The 13126-nt window shown below is 68.4% G+C and carries 11 protein-coding genes and 1 pseudogene; 10 read left to right on the top strand and 2 right to left on the bottom strand.

Annotated features, from left to right (window positions below; translation table 11 throughout):
• Positions 1-73: 73 nt before the first annotated feature.
• The 3 genes from AB7I40_RS23260 (at position 74) to AB7I40_RS23250 (ending at position 4539) form a co-directional block, all read left to right on the top strand.
• Complete coding sequence (locus AB7I40_RS23260; RefSeq protein ID WP_428347796.1) at positions 74-793, top strand: ArdC family protein; 720 nt, start codon at positions 74-76, stop codon at positions 791-793.
• A 117-nt stretch (positions 794-910) separates the two neighbouring features.
• Positions 911-2056: a tyrosine-type recombinase/integrase gene (locus AB7I40_RS23255; RefSeq protein WP_428347797.1), complete on the top strand. Its 1146-nt coding sequence runs from the start codon at positions 911-913 to the stop codon at positions 2054-2056.
• Positions 2053-4539 carry a tyrosine-type recombinase/integrase gene (locus AB7I40_RS23250; RefSeq protein WP_428347798.1) on the top strand — a complete coding sequence of 829 codons (2487 nt, stop codon included), beginning with the start codon at positions 2053-2055 and terminating at the stop codon, positions 4537-4539. The genes AB7I40_RS23255 and AB7I40_RS23250 overlap by 4 nt, the downstream gene beginning before the upstream one ends.
• Before the next feature lie 26 nt (positions 4540-4565).
• Here the strand turns inward: AB7I40_RS23250 and AB7I40_RS23245 are convergent, their stop codons facing one another.
• The gene (locus AB7I40_RS23245; protein WP_428348142.1) at positions 4566-5048 is read right to left on the bottom strand and encodes an RNA polymerase sigma factor; all 483 of its coding nucleotides are present in this window, start codon (positions 5046-5048) and stop codon (positions 4566-4568) included.
• Positions 5049-5077: 29 nt separating this feature from the next.
• Complete coding sequence (locus tag AB7I40_RS23240) at positions 5078-5686, bottom strand: hypothetical protein (protein WP_428347800.1); 609 nt, start codon at positions 5684-5686, stop codon at positions 5078-5080.
• Positions 5687-5905: 219 nt separating this feature from the next.
• Here AB7I40_RS23240 and AB7I40_RS23235 point away from each other — a divergent pair, with 219 nt between their 5' ends.
• From AB7I40_RS23235 to AB7I40_RS23205, 7 genes and pseudogenes are all read left to right on the top strand, one after another.
• A complete protein-coding gene (locus AB7I40_RS23235) occupies positions 5906-6292 on the top strand; it encodes a hypothetical protein (RefSeq protein ID WP_428347801.1) in 387 nt (128 codons plus the stop codon).
• A complete protein-coding gene (locus AB7I40_RS23230; protein ID WP_428347802.1) occupies positions 6292-6882 on the top strand; it encodes a hypothetical protein in 591 nt (196 codons plus the stop codon). Before AB7I40_RS23235 ends, AB7I40_RS23230 begins: the two co-directional genes overlap by 1 nt.
• On the top strand, positions 6879-8642 hold the full coding sequence (locus AB7I40_RS23225; RefSeq protein WP_428347803.1) for a type IV secretory system conjugative DNA transfer family protein: 1764 nt from the start codon (positions 6879-6881) through the stop codon (positions 8640-8642). The genes AB7I40_RS23230 and AB7I40_RS23225 overlap by 4 nt, the downstream gene beginning before the upstream one ends.
• A gap of 104 nt (positions 8643-8746) precedes the next feature.
• Positions 8747-9184: a single-stranded DNA-binding protein gene (locus AB7I40_RS23220; RefSeq protein ID WP_428347804.1), complete on the top strand. Its 438-nt coding sequence runs from the start codon at positions 8747-8749 to the stop codon at positions 9182-9184.
• Between the two features lie 13 nt (positions 9185-9197).
• A complete protein-coding gene (locus tag AB7I40_RS23215; protein ID WP_428347805.1) occupies positions 9198-9755 on the top strand; it encodes a hypothetical protein in 558 nt (185 codons plus the stop codon).
• A 200-nt stretch (positions 9756-9955) separates the two neighbouring features.
• Positions 9956-10414: a hypothetical protein gene (locus AB7I40_RS23210; protein WP_428347806.1), complete on the top strand. Its 459-nt coding sequence runs from the start codon at positions 9956-9958 to the stop codon at positions 10412-10414.
• Between the two features lie 107 nt (positions 10415-10521).
• A pseudogene (locus AB7I40_RS23205) lies at positions 10522-13126 on the top strand (SNF2-related protein); the annotation flags it as partial.

Here is a 13126-nt window from a genome sequence, read left to right as displayed (position 1 = left end):
CGCCAATCGCGGCGCGGACGTGGAGGCGTTGGCGCACCTGACGTTCGGAACGAACCGACGGCAGGAGGGCACGATGGCGACGAGGACGCGGCCGACCCGTGCGGAGCAGGATGCGAAGCTGGAGGCCCTGCATGAGCGGCTGACCGAGGCGGTCAGTGGGCTGGTCTCGGGTGAAGACTGGAAGCGAGCGATCGAGTTCGCGGCGAGGTTCCGCTCCCGCTCGTTCAACAACACGCTGTTGATCTACGTCCAGCACTACGCCGCCTTCGAGAAAGGCCGCGTCCCTGACCCGATGCCGACCTACGTCGCCGGGTTCAAGCAGTGGCTGAGCATGGGCCGCAGCGTGGTGAAGGGCCAGTCGGGCTATCAGATTCTCGCCCCCGTCACGGCTCGCTTCGCTTCGGCCACTCCCGAGGTGGAGGACTCATGGCGGCGGCTCGGGCGTGGCGAGCGGCCCGCGTGGGGCGAGACCGTTCGGTCCAAGCTGGTCGGCTTGCGTCCCGCCTATGTCTTTGACATCTCCCAGACCGACGGCGACCCGGTGCCCGAGACGAAGCAGCCCACGCTTCTTCAGGGACAAGCCCCGGAGGGGCTGTGGGACGGACTGGCAACTCAGGTCGTCGCGCGCGGTTTCGAGCTGCGGCTGGTCTCCAACGCGCAGGCGATCGGTGGGGCCAACGGTCTGACCGACTACGGGAGCCACGAGGTCTCGGTGCGCACCGACATGGACGACGCCGCCCAGGTCAAGACGCTCGCGCACGACCTATTGACCGCACCAACTGGATCGTCCTGAGCCGCCCCCGACGCGCGCGGTGCATGACGACTCGCCGATGATCCTGGATCTCCTCTGGTCTCGAGCTTGTGCGTGCTGCCCTTCGTCGCAACGAGCGACGAGCGGAAGGACGCATGGATGGAGCGTGATGTGACGGGCCTCGTTGTCCCGGCCGTCGGAACCGTGGCCAAGGTGGAGGCAGCGCCGGGCATAGTACTGCTGGATGCCACGGGCGAGCCGGTCGCGGAGGTCAGCGAGTTCTTCGCCACGATGCTGGCCTCTGGCGCGAGCTTCAGCTCGCTGCGCTCCTACGGCATGGCGCTGCTGCGGTGGTGGCGGTTCCTGGCCGCGATCGAGGTGCCCTGGCAGCATGCGAGTCGACTCGAGGCACGCGACTTCGTGCTGTGGATGCGTCTGGTCGGCCCAGCAGGCCGGCAGGATGGCTACGCGCCGGCGACCATCAACCACGCCCTCGCGGTGGTCAAGATGTTCTACGCCGACCGGATCCGGGCCGGCGACGGGCCGCTGATCAACCCGGTCCCCAACGCCGACCACCGACTCGGACGCAGGGCGCAGGCGCACCACAACCCAATGCAACCCTTCGCGCCAGGACCGCGGGCACCGTTCCGGCAGAGGATGCCCGAGCGGATCCCCCGACACCTGCCCGACCGGCTCTTCGACGAGCTGTTCGCGACGCTGCGCTCGGACCGTGACCGGGCACTGTTGGCGTTCTACGTCTCGACCGGGGCGCGTGCCTCGGAGCTTCTCGGCGTCACCGTGGATCGTGTGAACGCCGGTGACCAGCGCATCGCAGTCCGCCGAAAGGGATCGGGCCGGTTGCAGTGGCTGCCGGCCTCAGCGGACGCGTTCGTATGGCTTCGGCTCTACGAGCAGCAGACCCGGCGCCCGGATGGCGAGCAGGCGTTGTGGCTGACTCGGCGACGTCCGGTGCGCCCGTTGACCTACTCCGCGGCACGGCGAATGCTGCAGCGCGCGAACGAGTCGCTGGGCACCGCCTGGACCCTGCACGACCTGCGACACACCGCCGCGCAGCGGATGGTGGATGACCCGAAGATGTCGCTGAGCGACGTGCAGTGGGTGCTGGGCCACGCCCACATCACCACTACCCAGATCTACCTGCGTCCGCGGGAGGAAGAAGTCGTCAGCCGGGTGCTCGCCCATCACCACGATCGTGCCGAACGGCCGACAGCGCCACCGCCGGCGGACACGGCAGGCTACTCGGCCGAGGTGCTGGCGGTGCTGTTCGGCGGGCCGCGGCCATGAGCGACCACATCGACGCGGTCGCCCATCTGCAGAGGGCCGCGCGTCCATCGCGCCACGTCCCGATCGACAACGGTGCCCTACGCCCCAAGGCGCCGACCCCGCAGTTGCCGACACCCGCGATTGCCCGATCGACGGTGTGGGCAGCCTCCCAGATGAGCTATGAAGAGGTGCTCGATGCGGTCCGCGACCTGGAGCTCGCGAGCGGTACCACCTCGCCGAAGCAGATCCGCCACCTGGCGATGTGCGCCGAAACCCTGCTCGGGTGGCTGTTGATGTTCCCTGGGGAGTCGTGGCAGCAACGTTGGCACGCCTCAGGAGCGGACGCGGCCGGGAGGGACTGGACCACCATGGCCTCCGAGCCTGACAAGCACGGGCACCTCGTCGCTGCAGCCGGGAGGCTCTTGATGCTGGACGTGATCCGGCCCGACTACTCCTGGCTCTACGCCACCCAAGCCACCCCCAGGCTCTACGAACGGTTGCGGGCGCTGCGTGATCCCATGGGGTTCGCCAGCATCGCGCGCCTGTGCGACGCGGACACGCGGATGCTGCCGAGCGACCGGATCCAAGCGCTCAACCAGCTCACCAGGATCCTGGTCCACAACGGCGGCACGGTGGCCGACATCACGTTGCCGGACTGCATCGAGGCCCACCGAGCACAAGACGGCTACCGCGGGCGTTCCCACCCCCGCTGGTACACGCTGCTCCGGGAAGCCGCCATCCTCCCGGCCGACAGCCCGCCAACCATCTTCGCCGCGTCCCGACGAGGCCAGCTGACCATCGAGGAGATGGTCGACCGCTACGACGTCGCCTGCCGCCCGATCAGGGACCTGTTCGTCGCCTACCTTTACGAACGCCGTCCGGCCATGGACTACAACTCGATCCGCTACCTGGCGGCCAAGCTCGTGCTCTTGTTCTGGCGCGACCTGGAGATCCACGAACCCGGCATCGACTCACTCCACCTGACCGACGAGGTTGCCCGCCGCTGGAAGACCAGGCTCAGCGGCCCGGTCCTGTACGGCAGCAACCGCGTCGGCAAGAAGCGCGAGGACCCCTACACGATCCTCATGGCCGTCCGTGCGTTCTACGCCGACCTCTCGCACTGGGCGCTGGAGGACCCCGCCCGGTGGTCGGCGTGGGCCGCACCATCACCGGTCGACTCCCGCGACCTGGCCGGCATGACCAAGATGATCAAGCATTCGCAGTCACGCACCCACCAGCGCATCCGGGAACTCGCGCCCCTGCTTCCACGGCTCGTCGACGCAGCCCGCGAACACCGATCCGTAGCCCAGGCACTGCTCAATACCGCCACCGCAACTCCGCCCGGCGAGTCGTTCACCGACTCAGGGCGCACGCTACGACGGGCATCCCTGAGCGACGACGCGACCAATGGCAGAAGGGTCAGTCGTGGGCACGTTTACGTCGACACTCCGCCACGCGGTGGCAGCAGCGGCCGGCCGCAGGACAACAGGAGGAACCTCAGCCTTGAAGCCGACCGGGCCTTCTGGGCGTGGGCGCTGGTCGAGGTCCTGCGTCACACCGGGGCACGCATCGAGGAAGTCCTTGAGATCACCCACCGCTCCTTCGTGTCCTACCGGCTGCCCTCTACCGGCGAGGTGATCCCAATGCTGCAGATCACCCCGTCCAAGACCGACAAGGAACGGCTCCTGGTCATCGGGCCCGAGCTCGCGGCGGCGTTCGCCGAGATCATCTCCCGTGTCCGCGGCGACAACGAGCAACTGCCGCTGGTCAGCCGCTACGACAGCGCCGAACGCGTCCACAGCCCAGAACTACCATTCCTGTTCCAACGGCCGTGGGGCACAGGACGGATCGCGATGAGCCCCTCGTACGTCGTAAAGCTCCTCGATGAACTGGTCACCACCGCGAAGATCACCAACAGTGACGGCACGCCAGCCAAGTTCAGCCCGCACGACTTCCGGAGGATCTTCGCCACCGAGGCCGTCGCGTCCGGTCTGCCCGTGCACATCACCGCCAAGATCCTGGGCCACGACTCGATCGCCACGACCCAGACCTACGTCGCGGTCTACGACCAGGACGTGATCGAGCACCACCGTGCCTACATCGCCCGCCGGCGAGCGCTTCGACCGTCGCAGGAGTATCGCGAACCAACTGACAGCGAGTGGGACGAGTTCCTCGGCCACTTCGCCCAACGCAAGCTCGAGCTCGGCACGTGTGGTCGTGCCTACGGCACCGGCTGCCAACACGAACACGCCTGCATCCGTTGCCCCATGCTCCGCCCCGACCCCGCCCAGCACGAGCGACTCCGGACGATCATCGACAGCCTGCGCCAGCGGATCACTGAGGCCAGCGAAAGAGGCTGGCTCGGTGAGGTCGACGGCCTGCGGACCAGTCTCTCTGCGGCCGAGCAGAAGCTCACACAGATGCAGCGCACCGCTACCAACCTGGGCATGCCCATCTTCCGGCGAGCACCGGGTACACCAGGTGGGCCGTCGCTCGGACCATGAGAAGTCAAGTCGAGGTTGCAGACCGACTATCGGCGTTCGGCTCCCGTACGGAGCTCACCGAGCTGGGTTCGTAAGGCGGCGCGCGCACGGGTGTACCGGCTCCGAATGGTGCCTGCAGGCCGCTTGAGAGTCGTGGCGACCTCTTCTTGCGCGAATCCTTCCCAGTGCACGAGTCGAATGATTTCGCGATCTAACGGATCCAGGTTCGCCAGGGCCGCGTGGAGTGCATCGTTGGACGCCGGCTCCGCACTGCTGCGTGCCGAGGTCAGTTCTGCTCGAAGTCGCTCCTGCAATGCCGTGCGGCGCCGTATTGTTCGACGGCGCCCGGCGAGGGTCTTGCGGGCCACACCGAACGCCCACAACCGAGCCTCGTCTGCGTCTTCTGGGATGGAGCGCGACCTACGGCAGATCACCAGGAGGGTGTCGCCGAGAAGATCGGCTGCATCTGCGGGATCGCCGACTCGGCGCACGAAGTAGTTCAGTAGATCGGGACCGAGCCGTTCCGCCAACTCCTCCAGGTTGACGTCGCTACCGCTTGTCAACGCTCGGCGCCCGGGTACTCGCAGCGTGTGGTGGATCCGACGAGGCTCGGTCCGTCCGCAGGTCCGCGGAATGCTAGTCCTGGGTTTGCACGAAGCGCTTCTGCGTACACCTGGTCGTCCACCCGCTCAGACCACAACGGCTCCGGGCCGTCCTGCACCGCGCGGTTCTTCTCGGGCAGCGCGTCATACACACGCTGACCGAAACCCTCCCACCTCGGATCGGTGGCCATCGCGTTCAAGTTGGCACGCTGCGCGTCCGAGACGTTCCGAAACTCGAGCCACACACCGCACTCCAACACGGTGCCCGCGTCGGTCGTGTAGTTGACCGGGATCGGGTCCGTGACGCGCTCTACTCCGGGCTCCGTCGAAACGAATGGCGGGACCGAGAGTTGGTAGGCAGCCAGCGTGCCCGCACCCGTGAGCGCGAGGATGCCGATGCCGGCCGGGGCAAGAACCCCAACCCGCAACCAACGAGGCCGCGACCGTGCCCCAGGGCCATGCGTCTGCGCGGCCTCCACCGCAACGAGGCGTCCGAGGGCAGCCGTCGACTCCGACACGCCCTGGCGCGCACCACCGAGCAGCACATCCAGATCTTCGTCATTCATCACACCGTCTCCGTTCGCAGCCCCATTTTCGTCCTTCGCCCCTACATGGCCGGACCGATCCGAATCGCTGCACGAAGGCGCAACATCCTGCCGCAGGTACCAGGGCCCTATCGCCGCAGTGCTGCCGAGATCGTGGCGCGGGACGTGCACCTAACAGGCATGACACCAGACTTCGGCGCACCGAACTGGGCTTGGTGCAGAAAAGAGCTGGGGCATGTGATGCTGCACGGACCTGACAACACCGACGCGGTGATGCACCGTGGCATCGCTGAGGTTGAGGCCGAGTCGGTCGCGCTGATGGTCGGTGCCGCTCACGGGCTGGCAACCGATGACTACACCATCCCCTACGTCGCATCGTGGGCCTCCAGTGTGCCCGGCAAGACTCCGGTCGAAGTCGTGCAATCGACGGCTGAGCGGGTGCGTGGCACTGCGGTGAAGATCCTCGACCAGCTTGAGACGTCCAAGGTCGGCGACGGCACACCACCGGGCTTGGACCGGGACGCACTTGCACAGGCACGCAGCACCGGCCGCCGGGCTCCCGGCGCGAGCACAAGCTCGGGAGTCCGGTCGCCCAGCAAGGCGACGGTTGAGGCGGTGGCACTGTGATGAGCCGCCGCACTCGCGTCGCTGCCGAGGATCGTGTCCACAAGTCACATGAGGCCGGCCGGGTGCCGGTGGTCCTCCCACTCCTGTCCATCACCATCGGCGATGCGGGCACGGCCACCGAGGCCGGTGGCGGTCGCTTGGACGTGACGCTCAACGGTGAGCCGCACCCCGTTCCGGCTGGCGCGGGCGAGGGTCGCTCAGCGCTCGGACCGCTCATCGAGCAGGTCACCACTGAGCTGGGCTGCCCGGTGCGGATCGAGGTCCGTGAGGTCGACGGATCGGTGTTCACCGAGATCGTGAAGCCACCCCCGATGCCGGCGCCGGTCCTGGTGGCGGCCGAACCACCCTCCGCCGCGTGGACACCCGTCGAGCCGGGCGCATTCGAGTACGGCCGCCTGGAGGTCGGCGGCAGCGGGTTCGCTCCAGATGAGCAGGTCGCGGTCGCGGTGGTGGTGGCCCACCAGACCGCTGGCCCCGATGGATGTGCTCGGCTGCGGCTTCCTGCGGCGCTGTTGGCATCACGGCCAGGAACGGTCGTACTGCTGGGTCGCGCTTCGGGGTTCGTCGCTGTCAGTGGGGGCCGGGCGTGAACCCGCGCGGTCGAGGGGTCGACGACGAGCTGGTCAACCTCGGCCTGATCCTGGTCGCCTCCGCTGCTGTGCTCGCGGCGGTGCTCTGGCTTGCCGGGGTCCTGGCCGCCTTCGTGACCGGGAACCCGCTCCCGGCCGGCGGCATCGCTGCCGGGTTCGGTGTCCTGACCCATGCTGGTGCTCCGGGTGTGGCGCTCGGCGTGCCCGGTCTGTCGGTCTGGGTCTACTGGCCTGTCGTCGCGCTCCTGCTGGCCGTGGTTGCCGGGGCGGCATGGGGTGGATGCCGGCTGGTCTCGGGATCGCGGCAGAAGTCGTCGCGTGACCCACGCCGACTCGCGGGCGTCGCCACTGTCCGTGACGTCGCCAGCGCCGCGGCGGAGAAGGCGCTGCTGAAGCGGGCCAGCACCCTGCGGCCGTCGCTGGCGAAGCCGTCAGCGGCCGACGTCGGCTACCTGCTGGGCCGGTCGCGTGGCAGGGGCGTGTGGGCGTCGGTGGAGGACTCGATCCTGCTTCTGGGGCCGCCGCGTTCCGGTAAGGGGCTGCATGTGGTCATCAACGCGATCTTGGATGCTCCCGGTGCGGTGGTCACCACCGCGACCAGGCCGGACAACATCGCCGCCACCATCACTGCTCGCCAGCGCAAGGGACCGGTGGCGGTCTTCGACCCGCAGCGCCTCGCGGACGGTCTGCCATCGGGGTTGCGCTGGTCGCCTGTGCGTGGGTGTGAGGACCCGCTGACGGCGATGATCCGGGCCACCGGACTCGCCTCGGCCACGGGGCTGACCTCGGGCGGGGTGGAGTCCGGTGGATTCTGGGAGGGCAAGACCCGTACCGCGTTGCAGGCGCTGCTTCATGCGGCCGCGTTGGACCAGCGCAGTCCTCGGGAGTTGTTCGGCTGGACGCTCTCGCCGTCGTCGGCAGCCGACGCGGTAGCCGTGTTGTCGAGCCACCCCAGCGCAGCTCCCGGGTGGGCGGACTCTCTGGAGTCGATGATCCACGCCGACCCCCGGACGCGGGACTCGATCTGGATGGGAGTCTCGCTCGCGTTGTCGTGCCTGGCCGATCCCCGGGTCCTCGACGCGGTAACACCGAAGCCGGGTGAGGAGTTCGACCCGACCGAGTTCCTGACCTACAACGGAACGCTCTACTTGTTGGCGACCGGTGCCGGTGCTGGTGCTTCGTGGCCTCTGGTGGCGGCGTTCATCGAAGACCTGGTGGAGACCGCACGCCATCTGGCCGCGAGCTCACCGGGCGCCCGTCTCGACCCGCCGCTGCTGCTTGCTCTCGACGAGATCGGCAACCTCTCACCCCTGCCGTCCCTGCCGGTGTTGATGGCCGAAGGCGGCGGGACCGGGATCACCACCATGCCGGTCCTCCAGTCGCTGTCCCAGGCACGCGACAAATGGGGAGACCACGCTGCCGGGGCGATCTGGGACGCCTCCATCGTCAAGGTGATCCTCGGCGGAACCGCATCGGCACGCGACCTGCAAGACCTCTCCGCCCTCATCGGCGAGCGTGACGAGCACACCGACACGATCTCAGTGGGCGACTACGGCTCACGCTCCCTGCAACGCTCCACCCGGCGCGTGCCGGTCATGCCACCGGAGACCATCCGCACGCTGCAGTTCGGCACCGGGCTGGTCCTGCTTCGCTCGGCTCCGCCGCTGGTCACCGACCTGCGCCCGTGGACCACCCGCCCTGACGCCACCTCACTGCGTACTGAGCGCAGCAGCGTAGAGGAGTCCCTGCGCCGACGCTGACCCGGCGTTGGCGCCGGATGACAACGACGGGTGTTGGCGCGCACCTACCTGCCGAGAGCGGCCACCAGCCCGGTGGCCCAACCGAACAGCAGGGAGTAGCAGTCATGAGCATCCCCACCCAGATGAGCCTCTCGGGGTTCGTCGCCACCGACCCCCAGCTCACCCACACCCGCGATGACGTCGCTCGGTGCTACATGCGCATCGGGGTCGAGCACGCGCGCAAGGAGACCGACGGGACCTTCACCCCGCTGGAGCCCAGCTACCACGACCTCGTGATCTACGGGGCCAGCGCAGTGCGGGCCAACTCTCGGTTCCGCAAGGGCGACAGCTTCGTCGCCTCGGGCTACATCCACGAGTACGAGGTCGAGCGCAGCGGCAAGGCCGTGCCCCGCGAGGAGTTCGTCGCCCGCCGCATCGGTCACGACACCGCCCGGACCCGCTACTCCGTCGACCGGCCCGCCGCGCAGCGAGCCGGGGTGGACGAGCCGAGCCCGAGTGCCCAGCCCACAGCACTGGGCACGAGCCAGGCCATCGGCCTCTGAGACGGGCGACTCGATGACATCGTTCTTCGACACGGCTCCGCCGAGCGACGAGCCCGAGCCTGACGTTGACGGCGACGAGGAGCAGCTTCGGCCTCTCAACTGGAACGCTCTGACCGCCGAGGAAGCCCGGCCCGAGTGGCTGAGCCTCAACAACTGGGTGGAGTGGCTGCGCAAGGCGTACGGTCTCCCGCCAGCGGTGGTGCCTCCGTTCTGGCACCGTCACGACGAGCTGATCTGGGAACTGTCGGCCCTTCACCTGCACTGGTTGTCCTGCTACGACGCGGACTCTTCGCCGTCCATGCCGCTGACCTGGCACAAGGACTTCTCCGAAACACGCGCACGCCTGCGCGAGTGGGTCTCAACCTGCGGCACGCGGCTGGACCATGACCGTCCCACCCGCCAAACGACCTGGCCGGGTGAGTCTCTGCCTGCGCCGGCACCAGAGCGGGCGATCGAGAACCGTGCCGAGGACTTCGTGCAGTTCGTCAACGACGACCTCCGGCAGCGGCGGCTGGCCGAGGAACGATTCCACGCCCGGAGCGCGGGACCGGCACGCAACGAAGGCGAGTAGGTGAAGGGCGATGGGGCGCGGACGGACGCGGCACGACGCCGAGGGCCAACTGACACTCGACTTGTGGGGCGAGGAAACGCCCGTCGAGGAACCGGTCCCGCAGCTCGTCGAGCAGAAGGAAGTCGAGGCAGCCGATGAACAAGTACGCGCGACTGGCGATAAGTCACTGGAAACGCTGCTCCCCGAGGAGGGTGAGGGCGTTGGAGGACCCGACGGCGTTCTTCACCGACCTGGGCGAGGAAGTGCAGGCGCAGGTGAGCGATCTGGCGCGCCTGTTGGCTGGACCGGACCCGGCGAGGGAGACTTACCGGGAGAAGGTCGCCCGACTCCAGGCAGCGACCCGGACCGCAGAGGAGGTCGTGATGGCGCAACTGGTGTGGACACCAGCCCCGGAGTTGACCTTGGCCGAGGCCCGGGAGGAGTGGGAGCAGACCCGTCCGACCGACGAGGCGCTGATCTCCTGGGCGGAGCGGATTCAGGACTGCCCGGACCTGATGGGTTCGACAGCGGAGTTGGAGGACAAGGCCAGGACCTGGGCGGTGACGCCGGAGTTCTTGACCTCTTTGGTGGCCGCACCGATTCCCCGGAAGTTCCTCGCCGAGAACCAGGCGACGATGGCCGAGGCAGCCACGCTCCGGTTCCTGCGCGAAGTCCGCTAGACCCCACCCCTGCGCCGAGCTTCGTCCCGGCCAGTCAGGACGACCTCGCACCGTCGGGCGCGAAGGCCCGCTACGCCGCGAACATCGAGGCCATCCGTCTCCTGCGGGTGCTGACTGACGAGCAGCGGCCTGCGACCGCCGAGGAACAGCAAGCACTCGCCCGCTGGTCGAGCTGGGGCGCGGTGGCCGATGTGTTCGACCCCAGCAAGGAGAACTGGACCGCCGAGCACACCGAACTGCGCGGCCTGCTCACCGACGAGGAGTGGACGGCGGCCGAGCGCACCACCCTCAACGCGCACTACACCGACCCGTTGGTGGTGCGCCAGATGTGGCGGGCACTCGGCTCACTCGGCTTCACTACCGGCAGCGTGTTGGAACCCGGCAGCGGCGCGGGAACCTTCATCGGCATGGCCCCGGCCGGAGCACGGGTGACCGGGGTCGAGCTGGACCCGCTGACCGCCGCGATCAGCCGTGCGCTCTACCCGCACGCCCAGGTGCGCACCGAGTCGTTCGCCGACACCCGCATCCGCACCGGAACCTTCGATGCCGCGATCGGCAACGTCCCCTTCTCGGACGTGAAGCTCCACGACCCGGTTCACAACCCGGGCCACGGTGCCGGTCGGCACAGTATGCACAACCACTTCATCATCAAGTCGCTCGCCTTGACCCGCCCGGGTGGGCTGGTCGCCGTGCTGACCAGCCACTACACGATGGACTCCCAGAACCCCGGCGCCCGGCGTGCGATGGCGGAGATGGCCGACCTGCTCGGCGCGGTCCGGCTACCCAACGGCGCCTTCCAGCGCGCCGCCGGCACCACGGTGCTGACCGACCTGCTGCTGTTCCGCCGCCGACTACCAGGCGAACCCATGCGAGCACCGGAGTGGGAGACCGTGATCCCGGTCCAGATCGACCGCCCCGGCGGTAGGGACGAGATCAAGATCAACACCTACTTCGACACCCACCCCGACCACATGCTCGGCCAAGTGAGCACCGGGACCGGCACCTATGGCGTCCCGATGCTGCGTGTCACCGGGAACCTCGACGGCCTGGAGGACGACCTCGCCCAGGCGCTCGACCAGATCACGTTCACGGCCCGCCGCAACGACCTGACCATGACCGCCGCCGAACCCGCAGCCGGGATGAGAGGTCCGGGCCACCCCGTGACCGGTGCAGTTGCGGCGGAAGACCTGTGGGCGGGAAGCCTCGTCGCCCAACCCGACGGCACGTTCGCCACGGTCGCGGACGGTCTCTTGGAGCCGGTCAAGGTGCCCAAGAACGCCGCCAGTGAGATGCGTGCCCTGCTGGAGCTGCGCGATCAAGCCTCCCACCTGCTGACGCTGGAAGGCGCGACCGCTGAGGATACCGAGGAGATCACCGCCGCGCGGGCCACGCTGAGCCGCGACTACCGCAAGTACGTCGGCCGGTGGGGACCGATCAACAGGTTCACGCTGCGCCGGACCGGACGGATGGACGAGAACGGCGAGGACACCTACGCCCGGATCGTGCCGCCAGCGATCCGGCTGTTGCGAACCGACCCGTTCGGCGCGCTCGTGCTCGCACTGGAGCAGTTCGACGACGTGGAGCAGGTCGCCACCCCAGCAGCGATCATGAGTCGTCGGGGCGTGGCACCACGTCCCGAGATCCAGGGCGTCGACACCCCGGCGGACGCAATCGCGGTCAGCCTCGACAAGACCGGCGGTGTCGACCTGCCGATGATCTCCGACCTCCTCGGCCTAGACGAGGACGAGGCCCGTGAGGCATTGGCCGGGCTGGTCTTCACCGACCCCGACACCAAGACGCTGGTCCATGCACCGGAGTACCTCTCCGGGGACGTGCGAACCAAGCTCGACCAAGCCCGCACCACCGCGAAGGAGCAACCGGAGTTCGAGGTCAACGTGGCCGCGCTGGAGGCGGTGATGCCGCCCACGCTGGGTGCAGACGAGATCACCGCGAAGCTCGGGGCGGTGTGGATCAGCGCCGAGGTCCACCAGGCGTTCCTCAACGAGCTTCTGCGGGCCGAGGACGTGAAGGTGGAGAACCCGCTGCCGGGCATGTGGGAGGTCCGTGGCGGACGCGGTGGCCTGCTCGCCACAAGCGAGTGGGGCACCGTCCGTCGTCCCGCCCCCGACCTCGCCCAAGCGGTCATGGAGCAGCGGGCCGTGCTGGTCCACGACGAGTTCGAGGACATCGACGGACGCAAGCGGCGGGTCCTGAACCCGGTCGAGACAACGGCCGCGCAGGAGAAGGCCGATGCGCTCTCCGAGCGGTTCGCCGAGTGGGCGTGGGAGGAGCCGGAACGCGCACGCGGGCTGGTCGAGGAATACAACCGGCGGTTCAACTCCATCGTGCTGCGCGACTACACCGACGCCGGGAACTACCTGACCCTGCCCGGCGTGGCCGAGGGGTTCACCCCGCGCCAGCACCAACGCGCCGCGGTCGCTCGGATGATCGCCGAACCCTCGGCCGGCCTGTTCCACGAAGTCGGGGCGGGTAAGACCGCAGAGATGATCATCGGCGTCTCGGAGATGAGGCGCATGGGCCTGGTGAACAAGCCGGTCATCGTGGTGCCCAATCACATGCTGGAGTTCTCTGCACGTGTCAAGCGTCCCGAGAAAGGACTACATGGCGCCTGGTTAGCGTCCCGTAGCGGGATGGTCAGCTGGGCCGTGATCGGCCTGATGACCCGACGCCTGGCGCCCGACCCGGGATGCC

The organism is Nocardioides sp. (assembly GCF_050246775.1).
In the GTDB taxonomy this organism is placed as follows: domain Bacteria; phylum Actinomycetota; class Actinomycetes; order Propionibacteriales; family Nocardioidaceae; genus Nocardioides.
The sequence above is the reverse complement of the archived record's forward strand: the minus strand, read 5'-3'. Positions and strand labels throughout refer to the sequence as shown.